The 15,999-nt window shown below is 69.2% G+C and carries 15 protein-coding genes and 1 pseudogene; 10 read left to right on the top strand and 6 right to left on the bottom strand.

Annotated elements, in window-relative coordinates; all coding sequences use genetic code 11:
- The first annotated feature begins 105 nt into the window (after nucleotides 1-105).
- Entirely contained in the window at nucleotides 106-408 is a 303-nt protein-coding gene (locus tag ACZ3ZD_RS34760) for a zinc finger domain-containing protein (RefSeq protein WP_467406646.1), read from the top strand.
- Nucleotides 409-602: 194 nt separating this feature from the next.
- Nucleotides 603-806: a cold-shock protein gene (locus tag ACZ3ZD_RS34755; RefSeq protein WP_467406643.1), complete on the top strand. Its 204-nt coding sequence runs from the start codon at nucleotides 603-605 to the stop codon at nucleotides 804-806.
- A gap of 615 nt (nucleotides 807-1,421) precedes the next feature.
- On the opposite strand, the gene ACZ3ZD_RS34750 is transcribed toward ACZ3ZD_RS34755, so the two are convergent.
- Complete coding sequence (locus ACZ3ZD_RS34750; protein WP_467406641.1) at nucleotides 1,422-1,574, bottom strand: hypothetical protein; 153 nt, start codon at nucleotides 1,572-1,574, stop codon at nucleotides 1,422-1,424.
- 45 nt (nucleotides 1,575-1,619) lie between these two features.
- Nucleotides 1,620-3,113 (bottom strand): NB-ARC domain-containing protein, encoded by a 1,494-nt coding sequence (locus tag ACZ3ZD_RS34745; protein ID WP_467406639.1) that lies wholly within the window; start codon nucleotides 3,111-3,113, stop codon nucleotides 1,620-1,622.
- Between the two features lie 267 nt (nucleotides 3,114-3,380).
- Here ACZ3ZD_RS34745 and ACZ3ZD_RS34740 point away from each other — a divergent pair, with 267 nt between their 5' ends.
- From ACZ3ZD_RS34740 to mctP, 5 genes are read left to right on the top strand one after another with little or no spacing between them, the layout of a single operon-like run.
- The gene (locus ACZ3ZD_RS34740; RefSeq protein WP_467406637.1) at nucleotides 3,381-3,791 is read left to right on the top strand and encodes an OsmC family protein; all 411 of its coding nucleotides are present in this window, start codon (nucleotides 3,381-3,383) and stop codon (nucleotides 3,789-3,791) included.
- Nucleotides 3,792-3,819: 28 nt separating this feature from the next.
- Nucleotides 3,820-5,868: an FAD/NAD(P)-binding protein gene (locus tag ACZ3ZD_RS34735; protein ID WP_467406634.1), complete on the top strand. Its 2,049-nt coding sequence runs from the start codon at nucleotides 3,820-3,822 to the stop codon at nucleotides 5,866-5,868.
- Complete coding sequence (locus ACZ3ZD_RS34730; protein ID WP_467406632.1) at nucleotides 5,868-7,532, top strand: histidine phosphatase family protein; 1,665 nt, start codon at nucleotides 5,868-5,870, stop codon at nucleotides 7,530-7,532. Before ACZ3ZD_RS34735 ends, ACZ3ZD_RS34730 begins: the two co-directional genes overlap by 1 nt.
- A 2-nt stretch (nucleotides 7,533-7,534) precedes the next feature.
- Nucleotides 7,535-9,166, top strand: coding sequence for an MFS transporter (locus tag ACZ3ZD_RS34725; RefSeq protein WP_467406629.1), 1,632 nt, complete (start codon nucleotides 7,535-7,537; stop codon nucleotides 9,164-9,166).
- On the top strand, nucleotides 9,163-10,797 hold the full coding sequence (mctP, locus tag ACZ3ZD_RS34720) for a monocarboxylate uptake permease MctP (RefSeq protein ID WP_467406627.1): 1,635 nt from the start codon (nucleotides 9,163-9,165) through the stop codon (nucleotides 10,795-10,797). Before ACZ3ZD_RS34725 ends, mctP begins: the two co-directional genes overlap by 4 nt.
- A gap of 18 nt (nucleotides 10,798-10,815) precedes the next feature.
- On the opposite strand, the gene ACZ3ZD_RS34715 is transcribed toward mctP, so the two are convergent.
- On the bottom strand, nucleotides 10,816-11,415 hold the full coding sequence (locus ACZ3ZD_RS34715) for a TetR/AcrR family transcriptional regulator (RefSeq protein ID WP_467406624.1): 600 nt from the start codon (nucleotides 11,413-11,415) through the stop codon (nucleotides 10,816-10,818).
- Nucleotides 11,416-11,579: 164 nt separating this feature from the next.
- Here ACZ3ZD_RS34715 and ACZ3ZD_RS34710 point away from each other — a divergent pair, with 164 nt between their 5' ends.
- Entirely contained in the window at nucleotides 11,580-11,726 is a 147-nt protein-coding gene (locus ACZ3ZD_RS34710; RefSeq protein ID WP_467406622.1) for a hypothetical protein, read from the top strand.
- 113 nt (nucleotides 11,727-11,839) lie between these two features.
- Complete coding sequence (locus ACZ3ZD_RS34705) at nucleotides 11,840-12,490, top strand: peroxiredoxin-like family protein (RefSeq protein WP_467406619.1); 651 nt, start codon at nucleotides 11,840-11,842, stop codon at nucleotides 12,488-12,490.
- Nucleotides 12,491-13,092: 602 nt separating this feature from the next.
- Here ACZ3ZD_RS34705 and ACZ3ZD_RS34700 read toward each other — a convergent pair.
- The 3 genes from ACZ3ZD_RS34700 to ACZ3ZD_RS34690 all read right to left on the bottom strand — a co-directional run bounded on the left by ACZ3ZD_RS34700 (nucleotide 13,093) and on the right by ACZ3ZD_RS34690 (nucleotide 14,946).
- Nucleotides 13,093-13,491, bottom strand: coding sequence for a nuclear transport factor 2-like protein (locus ACZ3ZD_RS34700; protein WP_467406617.1), 399 nt, complete (start codon nucleotides 13,489-13,491; stop codon nucleotides 13,093-13,095).
- A gap of 16 nt (nucleotides 13,492-13,507) precedes the next feature.
- Nucleotides 13,508-14,356, bottom strand: coding sequence for an alpha/beta fold hydrolase (locus ACZ3ZD_RS34695; RefSeq protein ID WP_467406614.1), 849 nt, complete (start codon nucleotides 14,354-14,356; stop codon nucleotides 13,508-13,510).
- 92 nt (nucleotides 14,357-14,448) lie between these two features.
- Entirely contained in the window at nucleotides 14,449-14,946 is a 498-nt protein-coding gene (locus tag ACZ3ZD_RS34690; protein ID WP_467406612.1) for a winged helix-turn-helix transcriptional regulator, read from the bottom strand.
- Between the two features lie 237 nt (nucleotides 14,947-15,183).
- On the opposite strand from ACZ3ZD_RS34690, the pseudogene ACZ3ZD_RS34685 reads away from it, so the two are divergent.
- A pseudogene (locus ACZ3ZD_RS34685) lies at nucleotides 15,184-15,995 on the top strand (IS5 family transposase).
- Nucleotides 15,996-15,999: the final 4 nt, after the last annotated feature.

Here is a 15,999-nt window from a genome sequence, read left to right as displayed (position 1 = left end):
CCCGGCTGCCGGCAGGTGGTCGGGTGGTGCGATCGGTGGACCGGTTCAGGACGTGGACAGCTCGAACCGCGTGACGCGGTCCGCACCGCCGAGTGCGTGCGTGGCGTGGTTGAAGAGGGCGAATCGGTAGCCCATGAAGAACCGCCACCTCGGACGCTCACGACCTCCCGCCGGCGGAGGCCAGCGGCAATCGAGCGCCACGCCTGCCCGCGCTGCGCGGTCCAGCCCCGCTCGCCGTGCCGCTCGCACGGCGGCGCGGTCACCGGCGTCCACCACACAGGCCGATTCACGAAAGCGGCCCGGCTGGCGAAGCTACTGCCAGTGCCCACCCGGCCGATCGTGGACCGGGCCAGCCGCGTCAGTCCGGTACCTCTCCCCCCGGGCCCCGGCTGTCGAGGCACCCCTTGACCAGGTTGCCGAGTCGTGATCGTCAGGCAGGTGGGGTTGTCCCCCACGGGCGTATTTCGGCTGGACACTGGAGAGTCCGCCACCCGCGTAGCCTTGTTCCGCCATAGATTGGCCAGCCCGTACCGTCGGTATGTGTGCTGACCAGGGGCTGTTCGCGGCCGACCTGGCGGCATCTGGATCTCGAGGAGGAGTGCATGGCAACCGGCACGGTGAAGTGGTTCAACGACGCAAAGGGCTTCGGCTTCATTCAGCAGGACGAGGGTGGTCCGGACGTGTTCGTCCACTTCCGGTCGATCCAGGGAAACGGCTTCAAAAGCTTGGTGGAAGGCCAGAAGGTCCAGTACACCGTCACCCAGGGCCAAAAGGGGCCGCAGGCCGACAACGTCGTTCCCCTGTAGAGCAGTGCGAGGAACCACACCGCCGTCAGCATGGGTCCGACCCCAAGGGCAATCGCTCCAACTTCGCTGTCTCAGGACCGCGGCGCAGAGTTCGGAGACGATCGTGAACGAGTCGTCACCATCGACGCGGTAGGCGACGGGCGGACCGCCCTCGCCCACTCCACGCCGTACACCACGGCGGGGCGGCCTCGCCGAAGCGGCCCCGGGCGTCGGGGGCGTGGCCGCCGTGCTGGGTTTGCGGGCTGTCCGTTGTCCAGCCGTAGATGGGTCTGTACCGATCCGCCGACGCCAGTTGCCCTTACTCGCTTGGCGCGGCGGTCCGTCGCTCGGTCAGGGCGACGCCGCCCGCCGCCGCGCCCTCCGGCCGAGCTGCCGCCCGACGGGTCCCCCAATGCCGGCCTGCTGGGTTGGTCATCGACGGCAGCCGGTACCCCGCCTCGCTCAACCTCCTGATGCCCTCCGGCATATCAGGGTGTACATCCAGCTCGGCGAAACCGTCCAGGATGTGCCGCGCTGCGGCCGCGCCGTCGCCCGCCCAGTCCTCCAGCCCCGACAGCACTGCCCGTACTCCGTCGCGTGCGATGTCCGTGAAGTCCGCGTACGCGCCGGCTGCTGTCAGGGTGAAGCCGTCCCGCAGGACCCCGGCAAACCAGTCGCCGGCAGATGCCCCGGCGCACCGATGTCCTCGAAGCGGCCGCGCAGCGGCGTGAGGTCGCCGAGTGTCTCGTCGACGTCGAAGACGAGGACCGGGAGCTGGTCGGCGGGCATGCCCTCCTCCTCTTTGCGTCCGGAGGGCAATCCGTGCGCGGCCCATCAGGCTGCGAGGACCCGCCCTGTGTGCAGCTGTTGCAGCAGCGTGGGCTCTTCGTCTGCTTCAGCGTGCTGCTGCGGTATGGGCAGGCGGAGTGTGTGGAGGGTGCGGGTTTCCAGTCGTACGGCGCCCTCGCGGCTGCGGCCGTGGTCCAGCAGGCGGCCCAGGGCCTGGCGGATGCGGGTGGCCGGTTCGTCGATGCAGATACGTTCCTCCGCGTAGGCGTGGACGAGGGGGTGGAGGCGGTAGCCGCCGGGCGCGGTGCACTCGATCAGGTGCGCTGCCGTCAGGGTGGTGAGGTGTTGCTCGGCACTGACGGTTGGTTCGCCCAGGAGGGCGGCGGCCGTGGCGGGGTCGATCTCCTGCAGCGGATGGAGGGCCAGCAGCCGCAGCAGCCGTCGCGCGCCCTTCGGCAGCCTGGCGTCGGAGGCGGACAGCACGGTCCGCACTCCGTCCTCCAGGGCCAGGCTGATCAGGGGCTCGCGGTAGTAGTCGCCCAGCGCCCAGGCCGGGTGGTCGCGCATGTGGCGGCCGATGACGGACAGCGCCAGCGGGAGGTGGCCCAGCAGGTCCGCGATCTGCTCGGCAGCCGGGATGGCCGGAGCAATGCGGTCGGCTCCCGCCGTAGCCCGAAGCAGTTCCACGGAGTCGTCCGGCTCAAGCAGGGGCACCGGCAGTCGGTCGCATGCACCGAGGCCGGTCAACGTGCGCCGGCTGGTGACCACAGCGCGGCATCCGGGAGTCCCGGGCAGCAGCGGCCGGATCTGTTCCGCGTCCGCCGCATCGTCCAGGACGATCAGTGCGCCGGTTCCCGCCAGGAGGTGCCGGTAGAGAGCTGCTCGCACGTCGAGGCCGTACGGGATGCGGTCACCGGTGGTGCCGAGCAGACGAAGGAAGGTCTCCAGTACGGCGGCCGGGTCGGCGGGCGGGCCTTGCGGTGCGGAGCCGCGCAGGTTCGCGAACAGGACGGGTGTGTCGGTGCGTTCCTCGGCGAGCAGCCGGTGGGCGAGGTGCAGGGCCAGCGACGTCTTGCCCGCTCCGGGCATGCCCTCCAGCGCCAGTGCCGGCCCGTTCTGACCACTGGCCAGTAAGTCACCCGCCCGGGCCACCAGGTCGGTCCTGCCGACGAATACGGAAGGCCCTGCGGGCAGCCGGTCGTAGGCGCTGACCCGTGCGGCGGCCTCGGCCTCGCCGAGCACCGCGCGCAGCGACTGCCGCCACACGGAGAGGATCGCTTCCTCGGCGCCCACGAGTGCCTGGACCACGGCCAGCAACAGGTCGGAGTTGGGGCGGCGGCGGCCCAGCTGGAAGCAGTTGCCCACCGTCGAGCGGGCCGGCCATTCGCCGCGCGGGCGCCCTGCCCTCCGCCAGTCCCGGTGGATACGCCGTGTTATCTCGGTGATCGACGGATTGCCCGCCCACGCCTTGAGCAGCCGCAGCTCCGCGATGAACTCGTCGATCGTGCGGGTCCTTGCCGGATCCAGTACCTGCGGCACGAACATCCTCCCCCTGGGACACCTGGCCACCATCAACTTGGAACACTCGTTTCAAGTTAGACTACCTGGGGCTGCGGCTGTCAAGCGGTATCCGTGTATTGACCCTCCGGCCACGGAGCGCGTCCAGGATCATCCACGATCACTCCGGAAGCCCGCATTCCGTCCTGATGCTGAGGCCCGCCCTCGCTCACAAGCACCCCGGGAATCCCACTCGCCCCAGACGGCGAGCCCCGCGTGCCTGTTCCAGGACAGGAGTCCGTGCATCCCATGCCCGAAATCGGTGTGTCCCTGCGCCCCGTCGGCGGCAGCGTCGTCGTGGGCCAGGCCAGAGACCACACGCTCACCATCGACCGGCCCAAGGAGAAGGAAGGCACCGACGCCGGCCCCATGGGCGGTGAGCTGCTGCTTCTGGCACTCGGCGGGTGCTACGTGAGCACCTTCCTCGCCGCCCTGAAGACCGAGGACCCGCAGGCCGACACCTCAGAGATCAGCTTCCAGGTCGACGGAAGCCTCGCGAGCGCGCCGACCCGCTTCTTCGAGATCACCGTGCAGGTGTCGGCGCCCGCCGCCCTCCGGGACCTGATCTCCAAGCCCCTGCTCAAGGCCGAGAGGGGCTGCATCGTCCACAACTCGATCCGTGACGCCATAACGGTCCGCTTCACCCACGCGTGGCGCTGACTCTTCCCCCACCGAAGGAGACAAGACCGTGGAAACGCAGCAACCCACGATGCAGGAAAGCCTGAGCCAGAACCGCGGCATGACGGACCTGGCCACCCGCGAGCGCGGCATGCGGCACGCCTCCGTGGCCGATGCTGCTCCCGGAACGCGGCGCGTCACGATCGTCGGCGCGGGGTTCTCGGGCACGCTCACCGCTGTCCGGCTGCTCCACTTCGCCGCCGCACCGTTGGAGATATGCCTGATAGAGCGGGAGGAGGGATACCGCTATGGCGGCATCGCCTTCGGTCAGGCGTCGACCAACTGGGAGCACATGCTCAACATCCAGGCCGGCCGCATCACGCTGCGCCGCGAGCGCCCGGAGGACTTCCTGGAGTGGGCCAACAAGGAGGCGGACCGCTCCGAGTGGCCGCAGAAGTGGCAATACCACAGCTTCGGCGTGGCCTGCGTGGTGCCGCGGCGGATCTTCCGGCAGTACCTGGCCGAGCGGCTGCGCGACGCGGCCGCCGACGCCGACCCCGAGGTGACCCTGCGGGAGCTTTCCGGTGAGGTCATCGACGTACACCGGCGGGGCGACGGCTATGTCGTCAAGTACGCCGATGCCTCGGAGCAGGACGGTGTGCGCGACCTGCCCTCGGACCAGGTGATCCTGGCGACCGGTCACCTCTCGCCGGTGCAGGCGCCCTTCTACCACCGCATCAGGGACTGCGACCGCTTCCTCGCCGACCCCTACGCCCCCGGCGCGCAGGAGTGGTTCCAAGAGGTCGGCGCCGAAGAGTCGGTGCTCGTCACGGGCTCCGCGCTGTCGGCCTTCGACACGGTGATCTCCCTCATCCACGCCGGCCACCGGGGGCAGATCCTGATCTGCTCGCGTGGCGGCCACATGCACGGCACCTACCCCGTCGACCACGAGCACGACATCTGGCAGTCCCGCCGGCCGCCCTTCCTCGACACCAAGGAGCTCACCCCCGAGTCGGTGGTGGAGGGGATCAAGGCGGAGTACGCACACCTGCGCGACGAGCACGGCGTGGAGCCCGGCAGCGCGCTCGAGGCCGTCTTCCCCGAGCGGGTCATGAAGGCGTGGGAGCCGTACGTCATCGAGCTGGTCTCCCGCATGGACGCCCGCGACGTGCGCATGCTGCTCGACCGGTACAAGAGCCTGATCGTCACCAGCCGCACCAGCACCGTGCGGGAGATCGGCGGCGTCGTGCGCAGCCGGATGCGCGGGTTCAACGGCGCCCCGAAGACCGTGAACGTGATGTCCGCCGGCATCCAGGACATGCGCCCCGTCGAGGACGGCTCGAGGATCCGGGTGGTGTTCGCCGACCAGCCGGACATCATCGTCGACCGGGTCGTCAACTGCCTGGGCAACAACACCGACTACGAGCGCACCGGCCATCCTCTGTGGCACGGCCTGGTCAACGCGCACGGCTACGCGCAACCGCAGACCAAGACCCACCGGGGCATCGAGGTCGGCACCCACGGCCAGCTCATCGCCGCCGACGGCAAGGTGGCAGCGGGCCTGTTCTGCGTCGGCCCGATGCGCCAGGGCGACGAGACCACCCGCCGCGGACGCCTGGGCGCGTTCGTGTTCAGCATCGGCACCCTGCGCAACCAGTGCTTCGACACGGCCATGGAGGTGCTGCGCCGCCTCGAATCCGCCAGCGACGGGGAGCAGATGGACATTCCCGACGGCATCCACCACTGCCTGATCCGCAGCGCTGACTGGATCGCCGCCGACCTCGCCACCGAGGAACCACAGGCCACCCGCCTGCGCAAGCGCCTGCAGGACTACGCCCGCGACAGCGCCTACCCCCACGCCGTCGACTACCTCCAGGCCCAGGACCGCACCGAGCGCCGCAAGTACCGCGCCATCCTGGACGACGATCTGGCGGACTTCGGCGCCGCCCTGGCCCGCGAGTTCGGCCTCACCGCGCAGCAGGCGCGGCGGACCGTCTCCCTGCTGGCCACGCTCGTGCAGAAGCACGCGGTGCACAACCTGTGCGACATCACCAAGCTGGCGGGCTGGGACTCCCGGTACGCCGGGCAGGTCAAGCACGCCCCGACGAAGGGCGCGTGATGGCCGAGCACAGTGATCAGGAGCTGCTGAGCCGGCTGTTCATGGTCCGGCACGGCGAATCCACCTGCAATTCCGTCCACCGCATCGCCGGTCAGCGCGACGCCCCGCTGACCTTCCTCGGCCGGATCCAGGCCGAGAAGGTCGCCAAGGGCCACCGCGGTCAGCACTTCGACCGCGTCTACGTCTCCCCGCTGACCCGCGCCTACGAGACCGCCACCACCATCTTCCCTCTCCACACCGCTCACGCGGATACTCCCGAGATCGTGGTCGACGAGCGGCTGATGGAGCGCGACTTCGGCAGCTACACGCTGGAGAGCAAGTCCATCCTGCAGCGCCGTCACGGCATCGCCGAGTACGAGCGGGCGATGAACGCCGACAGCCCGACCATGCACGGCGGGGAGACGTTCCAGCAGTTCGAGGACCGCGTGCACGCCTTCTACGAGGAGGAGCTGCTGCCGGCGCTGCGCCGCGGTGAAGTGGTCTGCGTGGTTTCCCACAAGTACGTCGTCGAGCTGATCTGCCGGTTCGTCCTGGCCCGTCCGGCCGACGAGTCCTACGACCTGCGCCTGCCCAACTCCCAGATGCTGCAGGGTGATCGGATCCACAGCTACGTCAAGAACGAGAACAAGACCATGAACATGGTCTACGACTGGATCGTCGTCAACCATCCCGTGGTCTTCTGCGCCGGCCTGGCCGTCGGCCTCCTGGCCAACCTGGCCGGGTTGCACCTGTCCGCGTCCCCGTACGTGCTGCTGATGCTCCTGGTGCTGGCCAGCGTCATCACCATGTGCCGCATCGAGCTGGAGAACGCGCGCACGTTCGTCACCGACCGCGGCACGCTCCGGTCCGTCGCCCTGCGCTACCTCGCCCTGCCGATCGCCTTCGCGGCCCTGGTGCGCTGGTCAGACGCGGGCAGCACGAGTACGGCGGCCATCGCCGCGGTGTTCCTCGCCACCCCCAGCTCGGTGGTGGCGATGACCGTCAGCCGCTGCCTCGGCGGAATGATCATGCCGGCGTTCGCGCAGGTCCTGCTCTCCTCACTGGCCGCGACCGTGTCCTTCTCCACCGTCCTCGCCCTGACCCTGCACGAGGACGTCGCCCCGGCCATCGCCATCAGCGCCGCCACCTCCACCGGCGTCGTCACGGCGGTCTACCTCCTGGTCAAACGCCTGCGGGAACGCTCTCCCATCCGCACGGCCAAATACGGCGAGCGCAACGGATACGTGGCCGTGCTGCTGCTGACCGCATTCATCGTGCTGGTCTGCCTCAAGCTCGACCTCGACGGTTTCACCACCTATGCGCCGACCGCCATCGGCATCGCCGCCGGCCTGCGCCTGGTCGCCGCCCTCCTCAAGCGCCGACGTCACGTCCAGACACTCGACGACTACACCGCCATGACCTACCCGAACGTGTTCGTGGTGGTCATCATCGCCGCGCTCACCGGGAACCAGCCGCTGGAGCAGGTGGCGATCTGGACCCTGCTGCCGATGTTCGTCCTGTCCTTCTTCGACAGCTTCTACGCCCGCCACCTCGTCGTCGCCCCCGACGACCCGCGCTGGCCCACCGTGCTCGGCCTCGAAGACCGTCCCGCGGCCGAGCAGCGCGCCGCCCACTCCGTCCGCGTCCTTGACGACCCCGACGCCCAGCTCTCCGCGAGGAGTTGACCTTGTCCGCGCCACCAGCTTCGCTGATACCCCGGCCGTTACTGTTCTGGACCGGCGTCGCCCTGACCTGCGCCGGCGTCGCCGAGCACGTGCGGATGTTCATCGACTCCGCGTCCATGCACTTCCACATGTCCATGATGGACATGTCGGCGGCGATGATGTGGGCGGCCATGGCCGCCATCGTGGCCGGCGTGGTGCTCTCCGGCATCGCGGTCGTCCCGCCCCGCACCACCACTCCAGCGCCGGCTACGGCTTCGGCTCCGGTTTCGGTTCCGGCTCCGGCTCCGGCTCCGGCTCCGGCTCCGGCTCCGGCTCCGGACGACGCCACGGCGGCGAGCCGGCGACGCCTCATCGCCATCCTCAGTTTCGCCCTCCTGGTGGACCAGATGAAGCCTGCCACCCTGGCGTTCATCTCCCCTGGCCTGCGGGCCGAGTACGGCCTCAGCGCCGCCGAGGTCTCGTGGCTGCCCACGGTCGCCCTGACCGGCACCGTACTCGGCTCGCTCGTATGGGGGCGCGCGGCGGACCGCATCGGCCGCCGGGCCACCATCCTCCTCGCCTCCCTGCTCTTCCTCGGCACCACGGTGTGCGGTGCCATGCCGACGTTCGGCGGCACCCTCGTCATGTGCGCCCTGATGGGCATGGCGGCCGGCGGCATGCTGCCCGTCGTCTACGCCCTGATGACCGAGAGCCTGCCGCCCGGCCGGCGCGCGGCCATCATGGTCCTCCAGGCCGGCCTCACCACCACCGGCGGCTACATGGCCGCCTCCGGGCTTGCCGCCGTCCTCATCCCGCTGGCCGGCTGGCGCGTCACGTGGTTCGCGCAGCTCCCGCTGGTCCTGATCCTGATCGCCCTCAACCGCTGGATTCCCGAATCGGCCGCCTTCACCGCCCGTCAGACGCGCACCGCGCAAGTCCCCGCCTCGGCTCTGTTCAAGCGGCCCCAGACGGCCAAGACGCTGGTGGTCAGCGCCTACGCGCTGGCCTGGGGCCTGGTCTACTGGGGGTTCATCACCTTCCTGCCCAGCCAGCTGGAGTCCGCAGGCAGGCACGGGATGTCCGCCGCCACCCTGCTGTTCATCTCCTCGCTGCTCGCCATCCCCACCTGCGCGCTCGGCGGGTGGCTGTACATGCACTGGTCGGCCAGGGGCACCATGGTCGTCTACGCGTCCCTCACCGTCGCGGCCCTGCTGACGCTGGCAGCCGTCGGCCTGGACGGCAGCCGCCCCATCCTGCTGGCCACCGTGATGCTGCTGTTCGCCGGCACCGCCGGTGTGATCGCGCTCATCGGCCCCTACACCGCCGAGATCTACCCCACGGCCATCCGGGGCACCGCCGGCGGATGGGCCGCGGCGGTCGGCAAGTCAGGCGGAGCCTTCGGCCCGCCCCTGATCGCACTGATCCTCTCGGCACCCGGAGGCATCCGCACCGCCGCCATGTTCGTCGCGCTCCCCATGGCCCTGGCAGGACTCGCCGTCGCTGTCCGGGGCAGCAACCCGCAAGCCGCCGCCCAGACGCCTGAGGGCACGACCTCGCTGGACGCCGAACTCGACGAGATGGTCAGCAGCGAGGGCGTCGCCGCCCAGGCCACGGCGACAGCGCACCTGCCGGGCAACGGGGGTACGGCGACATGAACGGCGGAGTCAACGGCGTCGCACTCGCCGTCTTCGCCCTCTTCTTCCTGGCCGTCACGGTCATGGGCTTCCTCGCCGCCCGCTGGCGCAAGGCCGACGACGAGCACACCCTCGACGAATGGGGCCTGGGCGGGCGTTCGTTCGGCACCTGGATCACCTGGTTCCTGCTCGGCGGGGACGTCTACACCGCCTACACCTTCGTCGCCGTACCCGCGGCGATCTACGCGGCGGGCGCGGCCGGCTTCTTCGCGGTGCCGTACACCATCCTCGTCTACCCCCTGATCTTCACCTTCCTGCCCAGGCTGTGGTCCGTGTGCCACCGCCACGGATACGTCACCACCGCCGACTTCGTGCGTGGCCGCTTCGGCTCCAAGGGTCTCTCGCTTGCCGTGGCCTTCACCGGCATCCTGGCCACGATGCCCTACATCGCCCTCCAACTCGTCGGGATCCAGGCCGTGCTGGACGTGATGGGCGTGGGCGGCGGCGAGAACACCAACTGGTTCGTCAAGGACCTGCCGCTGCTGATCGCCTTCGGCGTGCTGGCCGCGTACACCTACTCCTCCGGTCTGCGCGCCCCCGCGCTGATCGCGTTCGTCAAGGACACGCTGATCTACATCGTCATCCTGGTGGCGATCATCTACATCCCGATCAAACTGGGCGGCTTCGACGACATCTTCGCCAAGGCCGCCCAGGCGTACAGCCAGTCCAGCCCCGCCACCGGCAAACCGCGTGGCACCCTGGTCAGCGCCCCCAACGCCCAGTGGACGTACGCGACGCTGGCGCTCGGCTCCGCTATGGCCATGTTCATGTACCCGCACTCGATCACGGCGACGCTGTCCTCCCGCAGCCGCAACGTGATCCCGCGCAGCACCACCGTGATGCCCCTCTACACCCTGATGCTGGGCCTGCTGGCTCTGCTCGGCTTCATGGCGATCGCGGCCGGGGTCGAGGTCACCAACGGGCAGCTGGCCATCCCGCAGCTCTTCGAGGACATGTTCCCGGACTGGTTCGCGGGCGTCGCCTTCGCGGCGATCGGCATCGGCGCGCTGGTACCGGCGGCGATCATGTCCATCGCGGCGGCCAACCTGTTCACCCGCAACATCTACAAGGACTTCATCAAGCCGGACGCCACGGCGGAGCAGGAGACGCGCGTCTCCAAGCTGGTGTCGCTGCTGGTGAAGGTGGGCGCCCTGGTCTTCGTCCTCACCATGGACAAGACCGTCGCCATCAACTTCCAGCTGCTGGGCGGGATCTGGATCCTGCAGACCTTCCCGGCCATGGTCGGCGGCCTGTTCACCCGCTGGTTCCACCGTTGGGCGCTGCTCGCGGGCTGGGCGGTCGGCATGGTCTACGGCACCCTCGCCGCGTACGGCGTCGCCTCGCCCTCCCAGCAGCACTTCGGCGGCTCGGCGAAGGAGATCCCCGGCATCGGCGAGATCGGCTACATCGGCCTGACCGCCTTTGTGCTGAACGGGGCGGTGACGGTGGTCGTGACCTTCGCCCTGAAGGCCGTGAAGGCCCCCGAGGGCATCGACGCCACGTCGCCCGGGGACTACACGGCGGATGCGGCAGAGGCAACCGCGGCCGCCACTCTGCGCCCTGGCACGTCACCCGCACGCAACCCCAGTTGAGAGCGGATCGGCGCGCGCCTAGGCCGCCGCCCCGGCGCCGATCGAGTCCAGGGCGACGGTCACCGTCTTGCGCAGGGTCGCGGCGTCCGCACCGGCGCGGGAGCGCAGGTTGACGCCGTAGGCGAGCAGCGCCAGCAGATCCGCGGAAGCGCCCGGATCGGCACCGGGCGACAGTTGCCCCTGCTGCTCAGCGGTGACCAGGGCGGCGTACATCGCCTCGCGCAGCTCCCGGTGGTGCTGGTCCAAGACGGCGCGCACCTCGGGATCGCTGTTCTCGGCCCCGGCGTGTGCGTTGGAGACCATGCAGCCCCAGCGGGCGTACTCGCCCGAGCAGCGGGCTTCGATCAGGCCGCAGAAGAACTCGGAGATGGCGGGCAGTCCCCGCTCGTCCTCGGCCAGGCGCCGGAACATCGGCCGGGACCGCTGCTGCAGGTAGCGGCGCAGCGCGGCGAGGTAGAGCTCCTGCTTGCCGCCGAACGTGCCGTAGAGGCTGGAACGGTTGAGCCCGGTCGCGGTCACCACGTCCTGGATCCCGGTCGAGGCCACGCCCTGCCGCCAGAACAGCCGCACCACGGTCTCCAGGGTGGCGTCCGGATCGAAGTGCTTGACGTCCGGCATGATCCACCCACCATCCTGAAATGAGGATTCCAAGATACTCCCAGTTCAGTACGCCGCAAAAGTGCCGACAGGTACAGAGCGGGACAGGCCTCCCCGCAGCGCGGAGCCGTCCAGGATCGTCCACGATCCGCCCCGGGGGCGCAGCGCGCCGTGACCATGCCCCCATGAACCGCATACCAGCCCTCTGGGCAGCCGCATACGGGTCGCAGACCCCACGCCTGCGCCGCTACCTCGCCCGCCGCGCCGTCCACCTCGGCGCGTTCATCAAGGCACTCGCCCTGGCCGACCACCGCCCGTTCACCAGCCTCTGACCCACCGGCACTCCGCACGACTGGCGCGGGACCACGCACGCGCTTATCTTGGAACGGTCATTTCAAGATTGCTGGGGTCCCGATCCAGTCGCCGACCAGGAGGAACGCGCACCATGACCACCCTCAACGCCGAACTTCGAACCTTCTACGAAGCCCGCCAGCAGCAGATCCCCGCCGAGATCCGACAGATCATGCGGCGGGCCGGCCAGGAACTCGCCGACTCCGGCCAGGCCGACCGCGCCCTGACCGTCGGCGCCCAGGCCCCGCGCTTCAGCCTCCCCTCCGCGCATGGGCAGACCATGGCCCTGGATGACCTGCTCGCCGACGGACCGGTCGTGCTGACCTTCTACCGCGGCGCCTGGTGTCCGTACTGCAACATCGCCCTGCGTGCACTCCAGCAGCACCACGGGGCGATCACCGCTCGCGGTGCGCGCCTGGTGGCCGTCTCCCCGCAGATCCCCGACGAGTCCCTCACCCTTGCCGAAAAGCACGACCTCGCCTTCGACGTCCTCAGCGACATCGGCTCCGACACCGCCAAGCAGTACGGCCTCGCCTTCGACCTCCCCGACGACCTCGCCGCTGTCTACGACAGGCTCGGCTTCGACCTCCAGCGCGTCAACGACGGCCACCCGCGCACGCTCCCGCTGCCCGCCACCTACGTCATCGACCGCGACGGCATCATCCGCTGGGCCTTCGTCAACACCGACTACACCACCCGCGCCGAACCGGCGGACATCCTCACCGCCCTCGACGCACTGAACTGAACCCACCTGCGGCCCAGCCCCCGGCGGCAGCACCAACATCGCCGCCCCCGGGCCGCCCAGCGGCGCGAATGCCCACGCACCGGACGGTGAAGTGCACGGCCCTGGCCTCCGTCGACGCCGGCCGGGTGGTGCTGCGCGCGGCACCGAGATGCTTCCGGCGTTTCCGGAGACCAGGGCTGGAGCCGCACAGCTGCCGGCGGACATCGGCCTGGACGGCGTTATGTGACCTGCACGGGCGCCTCAAGCGCATGGTGTCTCAGGTGTGCAGGAATCAGCGGGCGGCTTCTTCGCCAGTCTGATCGCTTGTAGCTGCAGCTTCCTGGAGCGGGGAGGCAGAGCGTCGAAGTGGTCGGACTTGGGGAGACGCCAGGGCCGCAAGAGGCCTTCTTCCTGCCGCGCCTGGCGCTGCGGACGAGCGCGTCGGGGAAGTCGCCACATGACGGTGCACCCCCGCTACCCGGCCGGACGCCACGGTGGAGCGGTCATATGGTGCCCGCCGAGGAGGATGAAGCGCCCCTCCCGCAGCGGCGAGCCGGAGAGCGCTCAGCGCGTCCGTTCTCTGTTCCGGGGCCCTGGCACTCGCGGCGGACCCCGGACTCGGGTCACATCACGGCGTCGGTCTGAAGCGGGCCCGCGGTGATGCGGAGCGTCCGGACGCGGGCCGGCTCTTCCTGGTCGAGGTAGAAGATGTGCATGAACGGGGCGCGCACCACCTGGTTCGGCGCGCTCTTCTTGGCCATGGTGGCCTCGCCACGCAGCAGGCGGACGCCGTCGCCCGCCGTCCAGAACTCCAGGACCTCGTGGGTGATGTTCAGCGGCTCGTCGATCTTGACGAAGAACGCCTTGATGGCCTCGACGCCGCGGATGTGCTCGGTGCCGAAGAACATGTCGGTGTCCTCGGTCAGCGGCGCGAAGCCCTCGCCGAACTCCAGGGTGTCGATGGCGTCCATGAACTTCAGCACCCAGTCGGGTACGGCCGTGGCGTGTGCGGTGTCTGCCATGGTGCCGGTCTCCTTATCAGACCGCGGCGGGCAGGGTGGCGAGGAAGGCCTCGATCTCGGCGTTGACGCCTTCGGGGTTCTCTCGGGCGGCGAGGTGCGCGGTGTGCTGGAGTACACGGAAGGTACTGCCCTCGATGGCGTCCGCCATCTTCCGCACCACGTGCACCGGGAACTGGCTGTCCTCCTCACCGGCGATAATCAGGACGGGCACGTTCCTGATGGTGCTCAGCCGGCGGTGCTCGTCCTTGCGGCCTATGAGGATGCTGCGCAGCGCCCACGCCACCGACTTCGGGTCGTCCCGCAGCACGAACTTGGTGAACTCCGTGAACTCCGGGTTGGTGGCCTCGGCGGTAGGACCGGCGAAGGCGGCGCGGGCGGCCTTGGCGGCCAGCGGCGGCATCTTCGAGTGAAGCGAGAGGAACGTGGACAGCGCGGTGGCCCAGATGCTCTCGACCGTCGTGGGCAGTGAGGCGGTGCAGTTGATGCCGATCGCCGCCGTGGTCCGCTCCGGGTGGTAGGCCGGGAAGACGCCGGCGAGCATGCCGCCCCAACTGTTGCCCACCAGCACACACTTGTCGATGTCGAGCGCGTCGAGGATGTCGACGAGTGCGTCGGAGCAGTCCTCGAGGTCGATGATCTTGCGCAGCGCGTCGGACCTGCCGTGCCCGGGGCTGTCGATGAGCACGACGCGGTGGGTCGGAGCGAAGTGCTCGTACTGGTACTGCCACATGGTGCCGTCCATCATCAGGCTCGGCCAGCACACCATGGCGGGACCGTCGGAACGGCCGCCGACGCGCACGTTGATCAGGCCCAGTGAGGTGGGGATCAGCTTCTCGGTAACTCCTTCGAGCCAGTTCACGGTCATGATCGGTCCTCTCGCGACCAGAAGACGTTCCATTACTAGTAGCGTAACGCTACTAGTTCCAAAACGCTACTACCCTCTCCAGGGCGAGGTGATCAGTCGCCCGGCGCCGCGGGAGCCGATCCCCCCCGCCTACCGGCACCACCCTCCTCGGCGGCCGTCGGCCGCAGAGTCGAGGCCTCGACCGGCTGATGGCAACTGCTGCAAGCGAGGTACGGATTGGTCGGATTGCCGCACGTCGTGTGCATCAGCGGGTGGTGCGTGACGTCCGTGCCAGTCGCATGGGTCTCGGCCCAGCGCGTGACCGCCGCGATGGCCGGGACGACGAGTTCGCGGGCGCTGTCGGTGAGCTCGTACTCGTACCAGGGCTTGTCGGGTCGGTAGGCGCGCTTGGTGAGCAGTCCCAGCTCGGTCAGGCTGTTGAGCCGCGCGGTGAGGATGTTGGCCGAGATACCCAGGGCCCGCTTGAGCTCACCGAAGCGGCCCACACCGAAGAACACCTCCCGCAGGATCTGGTAGTTCCAGCGCTCGGAGATCGCGGCCAGGAACTCCTGCCCGTGCTGGAAGGTGACGCGGCTCCCACGGTCGGCCACGACTTCTCCTCTTCGGTGGTCCTCATAAGGTTTCAAGCTGAAAGTAGTCCCGCGATGCTACTACCCGTGACGTCCGGTCGGGCATCACCTCCGACCGACCTTTTGATGATCACAACGCCCAGCGGCATTGAAGGCATGTTTCGCCATGCCGGACGCGACCTCACCACCCCGCGCCCCGATGGCTTCGAGATCCCTGAGACGTCGTTTCCTATCGGGATGCGGGTCGTTGGGCTGAGCATGACGAGTCTTGCTGAGCCCACGGCCCCTGAGGAGTTATGGGAGCTGTTTCGGCGGGTGGTGCCGGAGAAGGTGGCCATACGCCCGCAGGGCGGTGGGCAACGGCGAGCTGGGGATCGCGAGTGCTTGGCAGCGATAATCTTCGTCGCCACCTCCGGCTGCTCCTGACGGCAGCTGCCACCGGTCTTCGGGTTGGCCTGGCCCACCGTCTACCACCGCTTCTCCCAGTGGTCCAAGGCTCGCGTCTGGGGCCGCCTGCACCGCGTCATCCTCGACGGGCTCGGGGCAGCCGGCGAGCTGGACTGGTCGCGTTGCGCAATCGAGTCCGTCGGCGTGCGGGCCCTCAAAGTGGGCTCCTGACGGGACGGAATCCGACCCATCGCGGCATGAGCGGATCGAAAATCCACCTCATCGTCGACCGCAACGGCCTCCCCCTCGCAGTCGGAATCACCGGCGCCAACAACACCCACGACAGCTTGGCCCTGCACCCGCTGGTCCGCTCCATCCCACCCGTCCGCAGCCGCCGCGGACCACGTCGAAGGCGCCCGGCCAAGCTGCACGGAGACAAGGGCTACGACTACCACCACCAGCGTTGATGGCTGCGAGCGCGCGGCATCACCCCCGCATTGCCCGCCGCGGGAAGGAGCGCGCCCAGCGACTGGGCCGGCACCGCTGGGTGGTCGAGCACACCAAGTCCCGGCTCTCCGGCTGCCATCGACTGACATCGACGCTACGAGCGCAAGCCCGAGCGCTTCCTGGCCTTCACCGCCATAACCACCAGTTTCATCAAATACCGACGACTCACCAAGTGAAACG

This window comes from Streptomyces sp. NPDC023481 (genome assembly GCF_055560195.1).
This window is presented reverse-complemented; position numbering and strand designations above follow the sequence as displayed.

What these genes read in the sequence shown, in the direction of transcription:
- ACZ3ZD_RS34755 (WP_467406643.1), top strand. Translation starts at nt 603, where the DNA reads ATGGCAACCGGCACGGTGAAGTGGTTCAACGACGCAAAGGGCTTCGGC.
- ACZ3ZD_RS34750 (WP_467406641.1), bottom strand. Translation starts at nt 1,574, where the DNA reads ATGCCCGCCGACCAGCTCCCGGTCCTCGTCTTCGACGTCGACGAGACA.
- ACZ3ZD_RS34740 (WP_467406637.1), top strand. Translation starts at nt 3,381, where the DNA reads ATGCCCGAAATCGGTGTGTCCCTGCGCCCCGTCGGCGGCAGCGTCGTC.
- ACZ3ZD_RS34730 (WP_467406632.1), top strand. Translation starts at nt 5,868, where the DNA reads ATGGCCGAGCACAGTGATCAGGAGCTGCTGAGCCGGCTGTTCATGGTC.
- mctP (WP_467406627.1), top strand. Translation starts at nt 9,163, where the DNA reads ATGAACGGCGGAGTCAACGGCGTCGCACTCGCCGTCTTCGCCCTCTTC.
- ACZ3ZD_RS34715 (WP_467406624.1), bottom strand. Translation starts at nt 11,415, where the DNA reads ATGCCGGACGTCAAGCACTTCGATCCGGACGCCACCCTGGAGACCGTG.
- ACZ3ZD_RS34710 (WP_467406622.1), top strand. Translation starts at nt 11,580, where the DNA reads ATGAACCGCATACCAGCCCTCTGGGCAGCCGCATACGGGTCGCAGACC.
- ACZ3ZD_RS34705 (WP_467406619.1), top strand. Translation starts at nt 11,840, where the DNA reads ATGACCACCCTCAACGCCGAACTTCGAACCTTCTACGAAGCCCGCCAG.
- ACZ3ZD_RS34700 (WP_467406617.1), bottom strand. Translation starts at nt 13,491, where the DNA reads ATGGCAGACACCGCACACGCCACGGCCGTACCCGACTGGGTGCTGAAG.
- ACZ3ZD_RS34695 (WP_467406614.1), bottom strand. Translation starts at nt 14,356, where the DNA reads ATGACCGTGAACTGGCTCGAAGGAGTTACCGAGAAGCTGATCCCCACC.